Source organism: Candidatus Nomurabacteria bacterium (assembly GCA_023898565.1).
Taxonomy (GTDB): Bacteria; Patescibacteriota; Minisyncoccia; order Phycocordibacterales; family UBA918; genus OLB19.
Window position 1 is genome coordinate 297,103 of sequence record CP060228.1, and the last position, 19,309, is coordinate 316,411.

Sequence of the window (19,309 nt, forward strand, 5' to 3'; positions counted from 1 at the left end):
TGATGTGTATAGTCTTATAATTTTAAATAATAGTATCCTGAATTCCTGTATAAATAAAGCCAAAACCTCCCCCGACGGGAGGTTTTGGCTTTATTCTAATTACTTCTGATCCTGTTCCGCCAACTTCTTGCGCACCATCTGCTGGGCCGCATTCATACTGTGCTGGTAGTACAAACTCTTTACACCTTGCTTCCACGCCTTGATGTAGAGAGCGTTAATATCCTTCACCGGCGTATCTGGCGCCACCATAATATTGAGTGACTGCCCCTGATCGATGAACGCCTGTCGCTCACCAGCCTGGTCGATAATCGCCTCTTGGTCGATTTCTGAGAACGTGCGGAAGACTGCCTTTTCGTCGTCAGTGAGACACTTAAGGTGCTGCACTGAGCCGTCGTTGTCGCGAATACTATCCCAGGTCACCTTAGTATCTTCCCCCTTCTCTGCCAGCAATTCCTGAAGCGTTGGGTTCTTGATGGTCACCTTCATCTTCGCTACGTCTTTGGTATAGCAGTTGCTCCAAATCGGCTCGATACCTTGCGATACCTGCCCAAGAATAAACGCAGACGAAGTAGTTGGTGCAATCGCAATCGTAGTGGTGTTGCGACGACCATAGCCCTTTAGCACTTCTGGTTCACCAAGCTCGGTAGCGAGCTGCTTGGTCGCAGCATCGGCTTTCTCTTGCATGAGCTTAAAGACTTCTGTGTTGAGCGCTGCCGCTTCCTTACTTTCAAATGGCAACTGCTTTGATTGGAGGAGAGAGTGGTATCCAAGGACACCTAAGCCGAGAGCTCTATTGGCCTTTGAGAAGTTGTACGCTCGCTCCATAAAGCGGAATGCGAGCTGCTTTTCATGCTCTTCATGATCACGGAGGGCTTCAAGCTTCACGTTGAAGTCTTCAATTACCGTATCCAGAAACGCAATCATGGTTTCGATGAGGTCAGTATCCTTCCAGTCATCATAGTGCAGGAGGTTCACTGATGATAAACAACACACAAATGACCAGTCATCGCGTGACGGGAGCATAATTTCGCTACACATATTGCTCGCGTAGATTTTTAGCTCCTTGTCTTTATACACGTCTACGGTGTTCTTATTGGCAGTGTCAGAGAACATGATGTACGGATACCCCATTTCACCACGACGCTGGATGATGCGCGCCCAAACCTTGCGCTTCTTCTCATCACCACCAATCATCTCTTCCATCCACTCATCCCCTACCGTTACACCATGGGTGAGCTTTTGGATTGGATTTCCTTCGGTGCCGATATCAAGGAACTCCATGATATCAGCGTGTTCCGCTGGCAAATACGGGGAGAAGTGTCCGCGACGAACCGACCCCTGACTGACCACATCCACCAGTGTCTCAAAGAGCTGCATGAAATGCACTGAGCCTGATGAATGGCCGTTGTCTGAGGCAATCTCCGCCCCGCGAGCGCGCAAGTCACCAAAGTACCCAGAACAACCACCACCATACTTACTCATCATTCCTACCTCACCATGCGTATGGAGAATGCTGCCCATGTTGTCCGAAACGTACGATCCAAAGCAACTAATCGGCAAACCTTTCGGAATACCGAAGTTTGACCATACCGGCGAAGAGAGTGAAATCCACCCCTTCGACATATACTCAATAAACTTCTCGGCAAAGCCTTCGCGACCGAGATACTGCTCGGCAGCTTTGGCAATAACTTCAATTCGATCTTCAGCGGTTTGGCCTGGAGCCAAGTATCCGCGGGCTAAAAACGCGCGACTATTTTCGTTCAACCAGTACCAGGGTTCCATAGAATTCAGGATAATTCAGAATTAATTCGTAATACGTCTAGAAGAGATCATCACTTGTAACACTCGATGAGCGCTTGTTGTAGTTGATTGATCGCTTGTGGAAGAAATCGACATGCTTCGTAGCAATCACTTCGTTGTCGAACCAATCAGTTTCTGCCAATAACGCCTCACTCACTTCGAAGATGCGTGGCAAGCCGATTGAAGCGAGGGAGTTGTTGAAGCGATGCTTAATAAATTCCTTTACATTGGCTGCTGGCAAGAAGTCCAGCTCCCCTGCTTCAAAAATCCAGTCCACGATTTTTGCTTCGGATTCATAGGCCTCCTCACACGCCTTCATGATGAGATTGTTACAGTCTTCATCAAACCACTCTGGATGCTCGTCTTTGATTACATTAATGACATCGATACCGAACATGCCGTGAATTTGTTCTTCTTTTGAAGTCGCTTCCACTGCGTTACTGATGCCTTTGAACAAGTTTTTGTGCTTGTTGAAGCTCATCATAATCAGGAACTGTGAGAAGAGTGACACGTGCTCCACAAAGAGCGAGAAGAGCATTACCGCATGAGCGTACTCACGATTTTCGGTGGTACGAGAGAGGTCGATCACCTTCTCCAGGTAGTCCATGCGCTGCTGAATCACCGGAATTTCCTTTATCTTCTTAAACTCGTCATTAAGACCAAGAATCTCCAAGAGATGCGCGTACGCATCAGCGTGGCGCACTTCCGACTCGGCAAACGTGGCGCCCACTGCCCCAATCTCTGGCTTGGGCATCTTTTTGTAGATGTCGCCCCAGAAGGTCTTCACCGCCACTTCGATCTGTGCGATTGCCAGCATGGCGTGCTTAATCGCAGTCCGTTCAGCCTCACTCACATTAATATGAAAATCCTGCACATCAGCGGTGTAGTTGAATTCAGTGTGAATCCAGTATGAGTGACGGATTGCGTTGGTGTACTCATAAAGTTCTGGATATTCGTACGGCTTGAGATTCTGACGCTTCGCAAAAATATCACGCTCACGTAGCTTTTTACGCTCGTTACGATAAATGATATATGCTTTGGCGGTATTGTAGTAATCCTTCTCCATCAGCGCCTGCTCAACCAAGTCCTGAATCTCTTCCACGGCAGGATTACCATCAACACACTTCTTCGCCATCGGGTGATCGGGCGCTGCAGTACCGGCCTGCACGCACATCGCGACCACTTTTTGGTGTGCTAGTTCCGCGACATCTTCAGCAGCAGCACGGTCTCCCTCTCCCGTTTCAGCCAATGCTTTTGCAATGGCACTAGTGATCTTTGAGAGATCAAACGGCTGGACCGAACCATCTCGCTTTCGGATATTTTCAATTTCCATAGCAATCGTTAAGAAAGTTTATTGAGTAACTACAGCAATTGCGAGCAGACATAATCAGTGGAAGAAATCTGCAGTCTTTCGACCGCAGTGATTAGGTCTAAGCGCAATCTAAGGTCGCGACAAACACACCACCGTGCATACTCACAGTGTCTGCTCTTCTCTAGTATGTAAGTAGAGCGGAGCGTGTGTCTTACCTCCGACACACGATCTCTCGTGTGATGTATTAATAGTACCACCGTAGCGCTGGACGTGCTCGAGACTCCACACCGATAAATAAAGGTATTCTGTCATTCTTGTGGATAACTTTTGGGATAACTCACGCTGTCTTAAAAGTACGAATCAATAATCACCTTTTGCCAATATATACAGGTTTAGTTTTTTATTCCTTGGTCACCGACTTGAGGAGGAAACTTGCGTTTTACCCACTTTTTGTACTACTCTACCGACAGACCATTCAACCAACAAACGAGGGCCTTATGCATAGAAACATTCCCGATACCGGCTGTCCTTTTTATGGCCTGCAAAACTTACTGGTGGTGTTCTTCCCCAAGAATCACTGCTGCGGCTTGAGCCCCAAATTTGATTCTTGCGACCAGAATGATCCGCAGCTTCGCCACTGCCCTCGAGTTGACACGGCAGAATTTTGCAAAGTACTTTCTGGACAACGAGTGATTTTCCCCGAAGGCTCAAGCGAGGCTCCGTCCGGTTCGCCAGGCACGCCTATGAACGTTTGGTACACATCACCAGATCTGTGGTTCAAAAAATAAAACTGCCCGGACGGGCAGTTTTTTAATACTTCGTTTAACGCTGCAGACTATCGCGAATTTCGCGTAAAAGCTTAACTTCTTCTGACGGCTCAGCTGGCTTTGTTTCTTTTGCTTCTTCAGCCTCATCGCCATCAAGCACATCTTGAGCCTTATTGATAGCCTTAATTACCATAAAGATAACCAACGCCACAATCAAGAAATCAACCACTGACTGAATAAATGCTCCATAGGTGACCACTGCTCCACCCACCTGGTAACTCATGCCAGAGAAGTTAACTCCACCCATCAGAAGACCAATAAGTGGCGTAATAATATTGTCCACCAACGATGAAACAATCTTTCCAAACGCCGCTCCAATAACCACAGCCACTGCCAAGTCAATCACATTGCCTTTCATGGCAAAGGCCTTAAATTCATTTATGAATGCCACCATACAAAAACTACTTATAAGTAATACTTTAATTATAGCTTGATTTTAATGGTGGTGATCATGGCCATGTGCGCAAGGCGACACTTCTGGCTCTTTGTCAATTTTATGTCGACTGAAGTACCAAGCAGCAGCAATTGTAGTAGCTGGCACTGCCAGCATTAGGCCGATACTCCCCACCAAAATGCGGACAATCTCAGCAGCAATCACTTCTTGATTGAGTGAGGTCAGTAGTGAGCTGTCGGCATGCACATACAACAATATAAGCGGTAATGAAACGCCGACATACGCCAGAGCGAGCGTATTCACAAGCGACCCGATGTGATCACGTCCGACTATAATCGCCCGCTGGTACAAATCTTTGAAATGAAACGTTGGATTAGCGTACTTCAGTTGCTCGACAACCGAAGCTTGTGTAATCGAAACGTCATCAAGTACTCCTAAAATACCAATGATAATGCTCCCTAGTAGTAATCCGGCCAAGTCAAGTGTGCCGTCGGTAGCGAAATTAAGATACACCGAGGCATCTGATCCGAAACCTGAAAAGCGAGAAGCGACCGTCACCGCCCAGGCAATAACACACGTAATAATCACTGCACTAAACGTCCCAACAAAGGCAATAATTGTACGCGCGGTAAACCCATGAGTACCGAACAAAATGAAAGCCAAGATTACACCACCAATACCCACACTTGCGAGTGCCGGGTCGTATCCAGCTAGCAGCGCTGGTACCAACAAAAAGAAAATACCAAGCACGCTCGCTGCCAAGGAAAGTAGCGCTCGAACACCCTGCCAGCCTGAGAAAATAAGCAGCAACACCACAAACAAGACGCTAAGGAACAACAACGCTGGCCGTCGCTCAAAATCCGCATATGAAAAATACTCATCCCCGTCAATCAGCTGCATGTGATTGACGAATATCTTGTCCCCCGCCTGAAGCGTGGTTAGTTCATTTTCAAACCGTATCACCTCACCAGCTCGCTCCCCCTCAGTAAGAGTTGCCCGAATAATCTGCACCGTCGCAGTCGCAGTGGTTCCGGTTATTTCTCGATCGTACTCATCAACCACCTCTAAGACTTCTGCTGACCAGCGATCCTTGGTCTCTTGATGCAATGTTTGAGCTTCTCCGAGACATGGAACCAGAAGTGCCGTCCCTAAAAGTACACTAAATAAGTAACTTCGCCACATAAAAACCAATGCCAGCACCAAGCATGAAAGTGAAAAAAAGTGTCACAATTAATGACGTTTGATCCATGCAGGCATTTTACTACAGAGTCACCCCAAGAAGCTAACGTCCAAAGACTCGACTTTTGGTAAAAAAATAGGTATAAATGTGCCACTACGGCGGGATTTTGCCGGGCGCCAGCCCGACGCAAAATCCCGCCTAGCAAATGGCGGCTATAGTATAACGGTTAGTGCTCCGGTTTGTGGTACCGGCAGTTCGGGTTCGATTCCCGGTAGCCGCCCAGATTAAGAAGCTATATTTAACAACGTATTTTGAAGGTATTTTCTAGTGTCTATTATCCTTAATGGAACCATATATAAATAGCTTCAGAAATTAACCGTTTAATGATAAAGTGATTTTTATGACAAAAGCTCCAAGAAACAAAGCAACCACTGCATCGTATTTAGTATTGCAAAAAGATAACGAAATCCTGTTTGCTCGCAGATGTAACACAGGATATCAAGACGGTAATTATCAAGTTCCAGCTGGTCATATTGATGCGGGTGAACTTCCGAGCGAAGCTCTAATTCGTGAAGTCAAAGAAGAAATAGGTATCACTATCAAACCCGAGAATGTAAAATTTGCACACACTTCCTTTAGGCCAATGATGGATGAGACTGGTGATCGAGTTGATTATTTTTTCATTGTTGAGACTTGGGAAGGAGAAGTCACAAATTGCGAACCAGACAAGTGCGATCATCTTTTATGGACCACAATTGAAAAGATGCCTGAAAACACCACTCCTCACGTTAGGATTGCCCTAGAGTGTATTGGTAAAAATGAACCGTTTTCCGAGATTAGTCTGAATGAGCTAAAGGAAACGGGGATGTACTAGAACATCCATGCAGTAAAAGAAAAAAGACCCACACTTGTGTGGGTCTTTTGATGGTCGAATGACCTGATAATTTACATCTTGTCTTCAACAAGCTGGACATAGCCAACTGTAACGACCTGGGAATCTGGGATACCCAAGGATGCAGCAATACTTCTAAGATGGCGACGGCCCTTTTCAACATCATTGGTCATCACCTCCATCTCAACGAAAGAACCAAGACCTTCAATATGATCGAGGTTTAACTCAACGTCTTGGATATGACCTGATTCACGTGTTTTGATAATACGCACGTATTCAGCTAGGCCAATGGCCGCAAGTATCGATTTCATAGCATCTGGATTTGAGATCGAACTTTCAATCTCAATCCAACTACCATCAGTTGCGCCATTAAAAGACTTATACGTAAGCCTCGCTTCGTCGCCACCACTTCGCACCCTCAGCACAAAAGGACTTTCCTTAGTTTTGCCAGCATCTTTCAACGCTGCATTACAGAAATAAAAATCCTCTTGTCTGACTGGATCACACGGCACCCAGTGAAGCTTACTTAGCGCATTCCTTACTTGAACTATCTCCGCCTCATCTCTCAACTGATAACGTATCTCAACTTCTTTCTGGTTAGTCATCGTTTTCTCCTTCCGATTTGGTTAAGACGCTAGAGTTTCCTTATATGCTTTTGCAACTGGACTGACTAAAAAATCTTCCAGTGGCATCAACACGTCTGAAGAGTTCTTATACAAACAGAGACGAACGAAGTACTTGCCGCCTCTGACTTCAACACGTATACCGTAGAACCCTTCCCTACACTGATGTTTCATGTGACATCCGCCACATATAGCGTCCAGAAAGTACGAGTACTCTTCTTTGATTTCGAATTGAAACCCATCTGAAGAAACCCAAGTATCTACCTTGTTAGAACTCCCTTTCCTTAAAGAAGAAGAAACGGGGGCTGCTTCGAGAGCCTGGCAGAGCGATCGTATGGCTGCCTTACTGCGATCTATTGCTGACAAGTCGTTTAGTATTCTGACACCAATCTTTGCTTGCTCTTGGATTGGAGTGAGCATTTCAAGGACTGACAAAGCTTTCTCTGTCGAAGAATGCAGAACGACATTTACACGTGTTCTGAGACCAGCTTGAGCAGCATTCAGACAATTTTGCCTTTGGTTTTCAAGAGAATTCATAGCCCAGCCAATGCCTCTTTTTCTTGTTTCCAAAGCAAGAAAATCTTGTGGTGATGCATCGTGAATACTCAGAATCACTCTCGATAGGCCAGAGTCTCTCAGTTTCTTCCAATCCTCCACCTCAAGAAGTCTCACACCATTCGTAGTTACTGAAACTTCGTCAGCATCAACTGCAGAAACTAGTTCTCCAAAATGCGGATGGATTGTGGGCTCACCTCCAGTGAACATAATCTTCGAGATACTGAAGGTTTCTTGCAGAATAGTCATTGCATATTTGAAATCGTCATCTGCTTGCATGCCTCCAATTCCCTTCATGTCTCCTTCCTCATTACAAAAGTGACATGATCGGTTGCAGACACCAGTCACCTTGACGCGAAGTGACGCAGCCGATGATTTTACTATTGATGCTTTCATCCTTATTCTCCTTTCCCGAGAAGACCAGCGAATTCTGTGTACAACCACTCAGCAACTTCTTTGAAAAGAGAAGTTGCTTCGTTGTCTCCGTTGCATACAATTCGCGGTAATTTTGTAAGCTGTGTGCTTCGTAGAAAATTTACAATTCTCTGGTCATATAGATTGTTCCTAGCACGCAATTCAGTCGAGCTCAGGTCAGACCTGGTAACCATTGGTATTTGATGTTGAGAACAAAGATCTCCTCTTTTTCCCGTTCGATAACACACTGGGCATTCAACCCTATCGAAGAAACGAGCTTGCTGAACATTATGAGATACCTTGATCTCTACAATGCCAATAAGTCGTGAATTAAGACTTTTCAGAGACTTAACCTCATTCTCTGATATGGGATATCCAGAAACCAGGTTAATGCCCTGGCATAGTTTACCCTCAAGCACTTGAGTACTTAATTCTACTGGAATAGGCTTGCCCTTCCCTACGTAACTCGCGATTTCAACGGCAACCTTATTGCCAGAGCCAAGAAGAGCTCTTTTCAAATCTCCGTACGATAGATACTGACAGGCAGTATAGTGTTCACTTAGTTGTTGCCCAAGTGTACTTTTACCCGAACAAGTGTCTCCATATAAGCCAATTATATTTTGCATGCATTTCTCCTGCTTGCGATTTGATGAACGTATTTAGATTTCTGCTGACAGAATGTAATAAATTTAATACTATGTCAATGATATTCTTGCTAGTTGATAAAAATGTGTTTTATATTGAAAACAACATTAACCAAATATACCCCTCGCTTCCTCCAACCACCCTACAGCCATTTCTTCAAACTGGTTCCACCCCATGGACAGTACGTGCCCAGATTAAGAAGCTAGGTATAGCAACATATTTTGAAGGTATTTTTTAGTGCCTACTGTCCGTAGTGGAATCACGGTAAAGCTACTACCTCTTTCCCAGGTACATAAGCCAGAACTTATAATCCCTGATCACATTAAAAGCAGTATTATAAAAAGCCAAGTCTCCACGACGTACACGCTGCTCTTGTGACGAAAGTTTCTTTGTTGCCTCAGCTGCAGTAAGCCAAATAGCAGTTAGTTCGTTCTCCTTTTCTTCGTTGGTTCTAGTGTCTTCTTCGTTTTTATGAGTGACTTCAACTAAAAAACAGGTGGTTTCGTACTGATTCTTATCTCTATTTCTATACTCTTCCGCGATAGCGATCTTTCGTAATACCCGCACGGTACAACCAAGCTCTTCAGCACATTCACGAATGACCTCCTGTTCTAGATTAGACGACTCCGCTCCCCCGCCCGGCAATAAAACACACTTGTGTACAGGATTAGTCACAAAACCATATCGGCCATCTGACCGGACAGCAATTGCTTTCACGGTCTGACGTTTACTATATATCTCAGACACAGCAAACTCAGGGTCCGGAAAAATATCAGTATCTCTAAGCACAAAGTTTTGTTTCATATACACAAATATATAACAGAGTGGTCAGTGTTTTATTCCCACACACCTGCTCGACAGCACTCACTGCATCAATTTTGCACCAACGGCTCCAAGCGCAATACCGTCACTTGATTCCGCGAACCGAGGCGCATTGGTGGTCCCCAGGTACCAGTGCCAGGCGTGACATGGAGATACTTCCCCGCTTCCTCATAGAGCCCATTGATGTACGGAAACGCCAGGCGCACCAAAAGTGTAAACGGATAAATTTGCCCATTGTGTGTATGACCAGAGAGCATTATATCTACCCCATGCGCACGCGCCACCTCCCAATCAGACGGCGTATGGTACATAAGAATGGTTGGTTTGGTCGCGTCTAGTGGTAGACCACTCAAAACCGCATCGAGTGAAGTATTGCGCAAACTTTGTCGGTCGTTTACTCCCACAATCTGCAGCCCATTCCATACAACCAATTCATTTTCAAGAAGCTGCATGTCTAAGTCCTTCACTGTTTCCTTCACCAACCCCAGTCCTTCGTACTCTTCATGATTGCCATGCGAGAAATAACTCGGCGCAGTGAGCGTATCGAGCGCTTGAAGCATCTCAGGATAGACCGGCGCTGATCCATCAAACAAATCTCCGGTCACTAAAACCAAGTCTGGTTTGGCTTCATTGGTGAGCGCTACCACTCGCTCTAGAAACTTCTCTTGATGCACTGTTCCAATGTGAATATCAGATACATGCACAATGGTTACTGGCTCTACTATATTTTTGATAGGGATAGTGTATTCCCTGGTCACCAAGCTCCGCCCCGCTATGAGCGCATACACCGAAAGACCAGCGACTAGCACTAAAAGTCCTGCTACAACCATTGGATAATCCTGCCGCGTCGCCACATACACCAAACTATACAGCGCCATCACTGAGAACAACAAAAATACCACCCCAAGCCACGCCGCAGCAACAAAATAAAATAAATCAGCCAATTTACCGCCCATTAGACGCACTCCCATACTGGCTAAAAAATAAGAGAACGATACCACTGCCAGCACTAGGGGCCAATACGGTACTGATATATGAAATGCACGAGCAATAGGCACATATGCAACTACGTGGAGCAAAAACATCACTCCCCACGCAATACCGATGAATATAACCATAGACATAAATCTCATAGTACCTTATTACGAACGAACCACGCCACTCTTACCGCTCTTCCGAGCAACTGTCACACCCAAAATGACTCTTCAGCGCGATACATTACCGAAACACCCCGGAACTATTGACAAATCAGATAAAAATGATATTTTCAGAATAGAGTTACGTTCAAGGAGAAAGTCATGAAAACTCTGTTCCGTACACTCATGATTGCCTTCATGACAATCATGATTCCTTCTATGACGACCGGTTGCGCTTCCATCAAAGAAGGCGCCGTCGGGCTCTACCACAGCACAAAAGATGGCGCAGTGAATCTGTATCACAGCACGGCCGATGCGTTTCGCGGCGAGAAAAGTGGCGACGACCAGTCAGCCGATGAGCCGAAGAACACCACGCGGCGCGGCGGAAGCGACAACACCGATCGCTGCAAAAAGCTTTCGGGAAGTCTGTATCGCGGCGGCGGCAACCCGGCCGAAGCATCCGAACGCATGCGAAAAGCCGGATGCAGCTAGCGCCCCACTCTCCACCACGACCAGCACCCGCTGGTCGTTTCTTTTGGTACTACCTCCCGCTACAAATGAACTCAAAACTTGACAAAAACCATGCTCGTTAGTAGATTACGGTAGGTAGTTTTTCTAAATTGTTACAAGGAGAAAGTCATGAAAAAGATGGCTTTGATTGGAGTCGTTGCTGGTGCAGCGCTCATGCTGCAGGGCTGCTTCCCTCTCGTGGGATTGGCTGCTGGCGGTGCCGGCATTGCTGCCAACGCCGTGGTGCTCGGCTCTGCCAACAAGGGCCGCTGCGACCGGGCCAAGAAAACCACGGCCAGCTGGCCGAAAGTCGACCGCGAGAAGTACCTCATGAACAAGGGCTGCATGTGATGGTAGTAGCCCCAACCAAAACCCTGTGAAGTCAAATGACCTCACAGGGTTTTCTTATGCCCCACTCAAAGCCTCGGCAACAAAATGTAGAGTTATACTATCTCTATACAAGTAATCTAATTAGCTTCTATGAATCAAGCCACCCTTCGTCAAACCATTATCGATTTTCTTAATAATCATCGGAAAGCGGTCTTCGCTATTCTCGATGAACACGGCGAACCGACCACCTCTCTACTCCTCTATGTGATCGACGATGAAATGAATGTGTTCTTTGGCACTCGCCGCGCCTTCTCAAAATATGAACACTTACTACAGCACCCGGTTGTTTCACTTTCAGTGATTGAAGATGTGCTCGACCCACTGAAAGTAGTCGATATTCGTGGTACCGCCGAGCAACTCTCACCAGAAGACCAGGCTAAGGTGTACGCCTTCTTTAAGGAAAAAAATCCATCGAAATACTACGTTGAGGGAGCTGAAGATTTTGTGATGTTTAAAATCACCCCACATTTCGTACGCTGGCTTGATGCAGCAAGCGGCGAACTATCAATTGTTGACCTCACGGAGATTCGTCCGTAAATGTAAAAAGCGCGCCGACGTAGTCGGCGCGCTTTTGCTATACTCACACCATGAAACGAATCCACCCCCTCATCTTCCTGGCCACACTTATTGTTATTACTCTCGGGACACTGTTTTTCAGTCCACCATTTTTGCCGGTCACGACTCCGCCACCGACAGCAACCAGCACGACATCAATCAAAGCAACCTACCCGCCACTCGCTAAAATGATTGGCCAGCTCTTTATGATTGGTCACTGGGCAAACCAGCCCGTTGCCAGCACCACCGACCTGCTCAAAGCGCACCACATTGGCGGCGTAATTATTATGAGTGCACCCGAAGATCCACTCACCATATCCGATTGGGTCACCGGCTGGAACAACGCCGTAGACTCTCCTCTGTTTGTCGCGATTGACCAAGAAGGCGGCCCAGTCAGCCGACTGAAACAGGCACCATATGCCACCACGAGCCAACGCCAAATCACCACTCCAGAACAAGCCTACACCATCGGCCTTGCTCGCGGTGCAGACTTACATAACCTTGGTATCAATCTCAATTTTGCTCCTGTTCTGGAGACAGCCAATAATCCAAACTCCTTCCTCTATGAACGCGCCTTCCCCGCTGGTAGCAATCGTGTAGCCTTAGCATCGGCACTTATATCTGGCATGGCGACATCACATGTAGCAGGAGTAGTGAAACACTTCCCCGGACACGCGGATACGCCTGACGATTCTCATGCCACCCTCCCTGAAGTATCAATCTCACGTAGCGAGCTAGATATCTTTACAAATAACTTCCGCTCGCTCATCAAGCAAAACCCGCCCGTTGCTATCATGACAGCGCACGTGCGCTACCCGCTGATTGACAACCAGCCAGCGACACTGTCGCATTTTTTCTTGACCGACTATCTGCGCGACGAACTTGATTTTGCGGGCGTTATCATCACTGATGACCTCATCATGCAAGCAATCGCGACCACCACTCCAAGTGATGCAGCTGCTGTACAAGCGATTTTAGCTGGCGCTGATATCTGTCTTTTCGCTGCGGAACCAGAAAAAGTTACCGCCGCCATTGCTGCCGTCCAAGAAGCAGTGATCGCAGGCACCATAAACGAAGCACGTATCCGTGCTAGCTACGACCGCATCATTGCCGCCAAGGAAACACTGCAGCTAGAACCCTAACCTACTTTGCCGCCTGTACATGAATCTTGATATCGGCAAACATTTCGTAACCTGAGAAGAAAGCGGTTTTCTCCTTTGCCACACGCCCTTCACTCCGCTTTCCGAGCATGTAAAACATAAAAGAGTCGGCAAAATCTTCTTCCGGCGCCGATGCTGCGTACTCGCTCACAAACTCATCATCGTGCACTTTGTAATATGATGAAAGACGATCATTTGCGACTGCGTGCTCTACCGCGCCAATTTTCCCATCGCCCCAAAACTGCTTTATAAATTGACCAACGTATGAATCAGTTGGTGGGCAGTTAGGCACCGCCATCTCCCTTTCGCACCTATACAGTTCATCTCGAGCCAAATCTTCAACCGAATCAAGCGAGACCACGTGCGCCAACTCATGCACAATAAGTTCGGTATTCCAGCTGGCGGTCGGATCAATCAACAAATCCTCATGCGCAGCATACAACCAAGTCTCATGCTGCGGCGGGAGCGTTTCCACAAACGCATCAAAATCTGCCTGGCCACCATACACCCCCAAACCAACGAAACGATTGTGATACGTGTCTGGCACCAGCTCAGCAACACGCATAAAATATGCCCGCTCAGCTTCTTCAGGAATGTGCACCGCATCATCAAGACTGCCTACCGCATACCGAGACAGCATGGTCACCTGGCTGCTCAATGAATCAACAGCAGCTGATTCATTGGTTTGCCGCTCGGCCAATTCAAGCTGCAGCATCCGAATCTGCTCTTGCAATAATATAATGACCTGCAACAGATACGCACGATAGGCGTCATCTGTAGTCGTAGTAGTTGCTCGTGTTACTTGCGGTACCAGTAAAATGCAACTGAGCAATCCGGCGAGAAAAAATGTACGAAGTGATTTAAACATACACGAGCATTACTGAGCGGCCACTACGCGAACCGGCAATACCACCGTGAAGCGGGCGCCCTGATTTTCTTCAGACACCACTTCAATCCGACCACCCATCTGCTCAACCGACTGCTTCACGATATACAAACCAAGACCCGTTCCTTCGGTCTGATGCGCTTGCGCATTGCTTGCTCGGTAAAATTTTGTAAAAAGCTTATCGAGCTCACCAGTCGGAATACCGATACCATTATCGGCTATCACCACCGTAAGCTCTTCTCCCCGCAGCTCGTAGGAACACGCAAGCCTGCCTTGCGGTATTGAGTACTTCACTGCGTTTGAAACTAAGTTACTCACCACAATATGAAAGAGTCGACTGTCCACCTTGATAGTCGCTTGTGGCGGTACCTCGCTCCGCACAAGCTCTATCTGTTTTTCAGTAATCTTTCCAGCAAATTCATCATAAATGCCGGTAAAGTATTCTGATAAATTAATTTCTTCTGGCGCAGCGGCATAGGTCCCCATCTCGAGTTTCGACACACTTAAGAAGTCGTTGATTAAATTGATCATGCGCAACACATTGCGGCTAATCTTATCGAGATAACGCCCTTGCGCATCAGTCATTGTATCCTTGAGATTTTTTTCAAGTAGTTCAGCGTTCCATCTGATTGCCGCAATCGGCGTACGTAGTTGATGGGTTGCCAATGCAACAAATTCAGACTTTGCCGTATCAATATGTTTTTGCTCAGTCACATCAACCAGCGATACGAGCCGTTCATTCGAACTACGATATGAAAAGACCGAAAATAAGACCCACACTTCTCGCTCGCCATCTGTCTGTAGCGGCAACTCAAGCTCGTTGAGTGTAACGCCAGCTCGAACTTTAGCACGCAGCACCTCAACATCTACGTGCTCAGCAATACCAAGTCGCTCAAAAAAGTTTAGCTTTGAAAGGGCTCCTGTCTCTGTTTCCAGTAATGAAACCGCAGCGGCATTACCTTCCTTAATAACACCGTCTACCGTAATGATAAGATACGCGACAGGACTACGGTCAAACAATGCAGTAAATATATCATCGTACGCAAAATTGCTTTGCGAAAATACCACCGAGACATCGACATCAATCACATGCTGAATGTACCAGCGTAACAAAAATGACAATATTAAAATTGCACCACCGGCAATGAGCTCATGTGACGATAGTCCTTCAGCACCATGCCAAAAACCCAACCCAAGCGCCCACACTACCACAAATACCAACAAGAAGCGCTCAAACATTCGCAAAATTAGATGTCGCTTTGTTGAAAACATTAGCTCTATAGTATCAGGTGTTGCGCTCCCCCGACAGGGACTATCGCTTGTAAAAGCAGACAATGCTACTATGAATCCACTATGGAAAAACACATTTTAGTCGTCGAGGACGAAACAGACATTCGTGAAGCAATGGCTGAGGCCGTCGCAGATGCTGGTTTTATCGTAAGCACCGCCACCAATGGCGATGAGGGTTTCAAAAAAGCCTTAGCTGAAAAGCCAGACCTTATTCTACTTGATATTGTCATGCCAATCATGGATGGTCACACCATGCTCGAAAAACTACGTAATGATCCTTGGGGTAAAGATGTTAAAGTAATCATGCTTACCTCAATGGACGATGTCAAAAATATTGCTGAAGCACACACGGGTACCATTACCGACTATCTGATTAAAGCCCACAGCAGCCTCGATGACATTTTGCAAAAAGTCCGTATTGCGATCTACGAATAAACCTATGAAACACGAGCTCCTGGCCTGCGCAACAGGCATCTGCATCGGCAGCTTCTTGATGTACTATGTGTTCTTGCACTAAATATAAAGAGGGCCGGAAGCGAAGCTTCCGGCCCTTTGAATTAGTATCCTCGCACCAAGCGATGATACTGAGGATACGTGATTCTTTCCCGGCGACATTCCCGCGGCACCTGAACATACTCAGGCTGACGACCAATCACGCCTTCGAGCGCCTCACACGAGCGCGGACGCAAGCAGGTTTCAAAGTCGCCACCGCACTTTCGCCGGCCATGACCAATCTCCCAGTCTCTGGCCAAAAACATTCCATCACTGGAGTACATCTTCTGGTGAGTGGTACTGTACCGCACCTGAAAGATTGGGAAAATGAAACCCTTACCGGTCTGATGAAACTCGACCAAGCGAGCAACAGACCCCGACGGAACCTGCACATAGGAGCATCCCTGCTTGTTATGCAGCTCATAGGGAATACGATTGCTCATGAACTCGTGTATACCCTGCACTTCGCGAAGCACCTTCTTGAGGCCGGCTTCAGAAAAGCAAACCAGATTGTAAGGAACTTCTTGCCCTGCTTGCACCGGAATGAGCCAGATTAGCAAAAAGAGCGGGAAGAAAAAACGCAGTTTGATTTTGATTGCAAGACGCATAGCGTCCTCCTTTCTAAAATTTTAAGTCAGCTTGATTGCGTGACTTTACTGCTTCTATTATAACACAGAAAATAAAATATATCAACTTCTAGAGCTTTTGCTCAATATGTAGCTTGGCTGCTCTGAACAACTCCTTGGTTTGTTTGTAATCAAGTCGTTCGATTGCTGCTTCCAAACCATACCACCCCGCTTCTTTCACCTCCTGAGGATCAAGCATCACTTCCGCCGCCTCAATAATGCCAATGAAAAAATGAACAGACTTTTCAATCTTCGCACCATCATAGACGAAAGAATATTCAGATGTAAAAACCGGCTCTTGAAAAACCTGTGTTGCGTGCATGTTAGTTTCTTCTTTTAGTTCGCGGACAGCCGTCTGAAGCGGAGACTCCCCCGCTTCAGGGTGCCCCTTCGGCAAGACCCAGTAGGTATTATTGCCAATCTTGCTGAATTGATTAATAAGAAACACCTTCCACGCTCCTTCAATTTTTTTAATGGGAATAATTCCGTATGATATATCTTTTTTAGTCTGCATGAATGCAGTATAGCAAAACCGGCCGGAAGCGAAGCTTCCGGCCGGTTTGTACGATTGTGTCCAGGACTGGAGTTGAACCAGCACGGGAAAACTCCCACTACCCCCTCAAGGTAGCGCGTCTACCAATTTCGCCACCTGGACATGAGATGTATACATCTACTGAGGTCGGGCCATTATGCCTGAAAACAGCACGCAATTCAAGTCCGACCGGACGCGTGTAAGTCTTGCCACCATCAATCGTCATATACGATATACGAAAGGTAAACCGGTACAAGTCGTATTAACAAATATAAATCAAACCACCATGAAACATAAAACATTCAAACAGAGTATGGTTGGTGGTATCATCGCGCTTTCGCTCGTTGGTATTACCTTCCCTGCTCCCTACGCTTCAGCAGCAACCGCAGCTGAACTACAAGCACAAATACAGTCGCTCTTAGCACAAATCGCTGCGCTGCAAAGCCAGCTCGGGGCCAAAACCACACCAAGCCAAAGCTGCTCGATTTTTAATCGTGACCTTACGCTTGGTGTTCAATCAGACGAAGTCACCAGGTTGCAAAATTTCCTGATTAGTAAAGGCTATACCATTCCTGCCGGTGCCACCGGCTACTTCGGAGGACAAACCCAGCAAGCATTGGTGAAGTTCCAAAAAGCAGAAGGAATTAGTCCTGCCGTAGGATATTTTGGACCCCTAACTCGTGGCCGTGTTCAAAATATGTGTACTCCTGTCGTGACTCCGCCAACGACCACCCCTCCTGCTCCAAGCAACCCAACCACTGAAACACCGACCGAAGAAATACTTAGTGGCGAAGCTTCAATTGAACGCTTTGATGTCAAAGACGGCGACGACACTGATCTAGAAGAAGGCGATAAAAACGCTGAAATCATGGAAGTATCGTTTAGAGTCTCGGATGGAGATGTGCGTATCAACCGCTTCGATCTTGGCTTCACTCCAGATTCTGGCAACGACGAGAACGATCCTTGGGACACGTTTGGCACCCTATCCATCTACCAAGGTACCAAAAAGATTGCTGAAGTAGACGCGAGCAAAGAAAAGAATTGGCGTGAAGACGAACCAATGAATGGCAGTTACACCCTTCGCCTATCTGGCCTGAACTACATCGTGAAAGAAAGTAAAACTGTCGAGCTTACCGTGAAAGCGAGCATTCAGAAAAATGTAAAAGGCACAGCCAATGGAGAAATCTGGAATGTCTTTGTTCCAACCAATGGTATTCGCGGGCTAGATGCTGATAAGGCCGTAGTCTACGCCGGCAATACAGCCGATGCTGTAACACTCAACATTGACCGCGCTGGCGCAACTGACGAACTGCTCGTCCGACGCTCAAACGCTGACCTCAACGCAACCACACTTCAACTCAAAGACAATAACCGTTCTGGTTTCCTGCCAATCTTTAGCTTTGACCTAGATACCGATGATAGCAAAAATGATATAGAGGTCCGCAAAATCCCCGTATCAATCACTGTCAGCACAAGCACTCTCTCGACCTTCATGCGTGACATTCGTCTCGTAGTAGGAAACAAAACCTACACGGATGAAGTGACCGTAGATGGACAAACTGGTGTAGTAACCTTTGAATTCGACCGAGATGATTTCATCATCGATGCAGGTGACCGAATCACCGCAACGGTGGAAGTTGACTTCAAGGCATTGTCAGCCGAACACGAAGGCACCACTATTGGAGCAGCTGTGGTTGCTGACGATATAGTGGCTGAAGGCACAGACGATCTTAGCCTCGATCAGCTAAGCGGCACTGCAACTGGCGACACACACACCATGGCCACTAAAGGCACTGCAGTGAACACCACTACTATTGCTACCTCAGCTGTTGTCACAACCGCTAACGGAGAAGCAAACGATTACGCAACCTTCAGCATCACTGTTCCCGTAACCGCGTTTGGACAAGATGTGTACATTCCAAATTCAGGCACGAGCGTTGTGTACAAACTTACTGATGCAACCGGCAATGCCCTAACCGCTTCTGGAACTGCGATTGTAACCAGCTCAGCTGATGAGCGCGGCAACTACTTCTTCATCGCTGAAGATAGTACAGAAACCGTAACCCTTACAGTGACTTACGTACCCGGTGCAACAAACACTGTGGCCCGACTCCAACTCATGGGCATCGGCTACAGCAATGATACCGTGACCCCAGACACCACCTGGACCGCAAGACCAGAGAACAAGTACCGAACTAATGTCGTCACAATCGTAAATTAGTACTTAGTTAAAATGTAAACAAAAAGCGGCGGGCCCTTCGGGCCCGC

The 19,309-nt window shown here is 46.8% G+C and carries 21 protein-coding genes and 2 tRNA genes; 9 read left to right on the forward strand and 14 right to left on the reverse strand.

What is annotated here, in order from left to right; translation table 11 throughout:
• Positions 1 to 99: 99 nt before the first annotated feature.
• Positions 100 to 1,782, reverse strand: a complete 1,683-nt coding sequence (locus H6780_01415; GenBank protein USN89065.1) for a ribonucleoside-diphosphate reductase subunit alpha — start codon at positions 1,780 to 1,782, stop codon at positions 100 to 102.
• 37 nt (positions 1,783 to 1,819) lie between these two features.
• Positions 1,820 to 3,133, reverse strand: coding sequence for a ribonucleotide-diphosphate reductase subunit beta (locus H6780_01420; GenBank protein ID USN89066.1), 1,314 nt, complete (start codon positions 3,131 to 3,133; stop codon positions 1,820 to 1,822).
• 476 nt (positions 3,134 to 3,609) lie between these two features.
• On the opposite strand from H6780_01420, the gene H6780_01425 reads away from it, so the two are divergent.
• Complete coding sequence (locus H6780_01425) at positions 3,610 to 3,900, forward strand: hypothetical protein (protein ID USN89067.1); 291 nt, start codon at positions 3,610 to 3,612, stop codon at positions 3,898 to 3,900.
• 34 nt (positions 3,901 to 3,934) lie between these two features.
• Here the strand turns inward: H6780_01425 and mscL are convergent, their stop codons facing one another.
• On the reverse strand, positions 3,935 to 4,333 hold the full coding sequence (gene mscL, locus H6780_01430) for a large-conductance mechanosensitive channel protein MscL (protein USN89068.1): 399 nt from the start codon (positions 4,331 to 4,333) through the stop codon (positions 3,935 to 3,937).
• Positions 4,334 to 4,375: 42 nt separating this feature from the next.
• The gene (locus H6780_01435; GenBank protein USN89069.1) at positions 4,376 to 5,515 is read right to left on the reverse strand and encodes a YibE/F family protein; all 1,140 of its coding nucleotides are present in this window, start codon (positions 5,513 to 5,515) and stop codon (positions 4,376 to 4,378) included.
• A gap of 206 nt (positions 5,516 to 5,721) precedes the next feature.
• On the opposite strand from H6780_01435, the gene H6780_01440 reads away from it, so the two are divergent.
• Positions 5,722 to 5,793, forward strand: a tRNA-His gene (locus H6780_01440).
• A 120-nt stretch (positions 5,794 to 5,913) separates the two neighbouring features.
• Positions 5,914 to 6,387, forward strand: coding sequence for an NUDIX domain-containing protein (locus H6780_01445; GenBank protein USN89070.1), 474 nt, complete (start codon positions 5,914 to 5,916; stop codon positions 6,385 to 6,387).
• Positions 6,388 to 6,458: 71 nt separating this feature from the next.
• Here the strand turns inward: H6780_01445 and cyaB are convergent, their stop codons facing one another.
• The 5 genes from cyaB to H6780_01470 form a co-directional block, all read right to left on the reverse strand.
• Positions 6,459 to 7,010: a class IV adenylate cyclase gene (cyaB, locus tag H6780_01450; protein ID USN89071.1), complete on the reverse strand. Its 552-nt coding sequence runs from the start codon at positions 7,008 to 7,010 to the stop codon at positions 6,459 to 6,461.
• Positions 7,011 to 7,031: 21 nt separating this feature from the next.
• Positions 7,032 to 7,979: a radical SAM protein gene (locus H6780_01455; protein USN89072.1), complete on the reverse strand. Its 948-nt coding sequence runs from the start codon at positions 7,977 to 7,979 to the stop codon at positions 7,032 to 7,034.
• A 2-nt stretch (positions 7,980 to 7,981) separates the two neighbouring features.
• Positions 7,982 to 8,623, reverse strand: a complete 642-nt coding sequence (locus H6780_01460) for a nucleoside monophosphate kinase (protein ID USN89073.1) — start codon at positions 8,621 to 8,623, stop codon at positions 7,982 to 7,984.
• Between the two features lie 292 nt (positions 8,624 to 8,915).
• Complete coding sequence (locus H6780_01465; protein ID USN89074.1) at positions 8,916 to 9,446, reverse strand: NUDIX domain-containing protein; 531 nt, start codon at positions 9,444 to 9,446, stop codon at positions 8,916 to 8,918.
• 68 nt (positions 9,447 to 9,514) lie between these two features.
• Positions 9,515 to 10,588, reverse strand: coding sequence for a metallophosphoesterase (locus H6780_01470; protein ID USN89075.1), 1,074 nt, complete (start codon positions 10,586 to 10,588; stop codon positions 9,515 to 9,517).
• Between the two features lie 174 nt (positions 10,589 to 10,762).
• Between H6780_01470 and H6780_01475 the strand changes: the two genes are divergently transcribed.
• The 4 genes from H6780_01475 to H6780_01490 all read left to right on the forward strand — a co-directional run bounded on the left by H6780_01475 (position 10,763) and on the right by H6780_01490 (position 13,197).
• Positions 10,763 to 11,092 carry a hypothetical protein gene (locus H6780_01475; GenBank protein ID USN89076.1) on the forward strand — a complete coding sequence of 110 codons (330 nt, stop codon included), beginning with the start codon at positions 10,763 to 10,765 and terminating at the stop codon, positions 11,090 to 11,092.
• 147 nt (positions 11,093 to 11,239) lie between these two features.
• Entirely contained in the window at positions 11,240 to 11,461 is a 222-nt protein-coding gene (locus tag H6780_01480; GenBank protein ID USN89077.1) for a hypothetical protein, read from the forward strand.
• A 129-nt stretch (positions 11,462 to 11,590) separates the two neighbouring features.
• A complete protein-coding gene (locus H6780_01485) occupies positions 11,591 to 12,037 on the forward strand; it encodes a pyridoxamine 5'-phosphate oxidase family protein (GenBank protein USN89078.1) in 447 nt (148 codons plus the stop codon).
• Between the two features lie 50 nt (positions 12,038 to 12,087).
• A complete protein-coding gene (locus tag H6780_01490; GenBank protein ID USN89079.1) occupies positions 12,088 to 13,197 on the forward strand; it encodes a hypothetical protein in 1,110 nt (369 codons plus the stop codon).
• 1 nt (position 13,198) lies between these two features.
• On the opposite strand, the gene H6780_01495 is transcribed toward H6780_01490, so the two are convergent.
• Together H6780_01495 and H6780_01500 are read right to left on the reverse strand one after the other, a co-directional pair.
• Entirely contained in the window at positions 13,199 to 14,083 is an 885-nt protein-coding gene (locus H6780_01495) for a hypothetical protein (GenBank protein ID USN89080.1), read from the reverse strand.
• A 9-nt stretch (positions 14,084 to 14,092) separates the two neighbouring features.
• Positions 14,093 to 15,373 (reverse strand): hypothetical protein, encoded by a 1,281-nt coding sequence (locus H6780_01500; GenBank protein USN89081.1) that lies wholly within the window; start codon positions 15,371 to 15,373, stop codon positions 14,093 to 14,095.
• Positions 15,374 to 15,454: 81 nt separating this feature from the next.
• Between H6780_01500 and H6780_01505 the strand changes: the two genes are divergently transcribed.
• On the forward strand, positions 15,455 to 15,826 hold the full coding sequence (locus H6780_01505) for a response regulator (protein ID USN89082.1): 372 nt from the start codon (positions 15,455 to 15,457) through the stop codon (positions 15,824 to 15,826).
• A gap of 122 nt (positions 15,827 to 15,948) precedes the next feature.
• On the opposite strand, the gene H6780_01510 is transcribed toward H6780_01505, so the two are convergent.
• From H6780_01510 to H6780_01520, 3 genes are all read right to left on the reverse strand, one after another.
• Positions 15,949 to 16,491: a hypothetical protein gene (locus H6780_01510; protein USN89083.1), complete on the reverse strand. Its 543-nt coding sequence runs from the start codon at positions 16,489 to 16,491 to the stop codon at positions 15,949 to 15,951.
• 88 nt (positions 16,492 to 16,579) lie between these two features.
• Positions 16,580 to 17,023 carry an NUDIX domain-containing protein gene (locus H6780_01515; GenBank protein ID USN89084.1) on the reverse strand — a complete coding sequence of 148 codons (444 nt, stop codon included), beginning with the start codon at positions 17,021 to 17,023 and terminating at the stop codon, positions 16,580 to 16,582.
• 57 nt (positions 17,024 to 17,080) lie between these two features.
• Positions 17,081 to 17,164: transfer RNA gene (locus H6780_01520), tRNA-Leu, on the reverse strand.
• A gap of 163 nt (positions 17,165 to 17,327) precedes the next feature.
• Here H6780_01520 and H6780_01525 point away from each other — a divergent pair.
• Positions 17,328 to 19,262, forward strand: coding sequence for a peptidoglycan-binding protein (locus H6780_01525; protein USN89085.1), 1,935 nt, complete (start codon positions 17,328 to 17,330; stop codon positions 19,260 to 19,262).
• Positions 19,263 to 19,309: the final 47 nt, after the last annotated feature.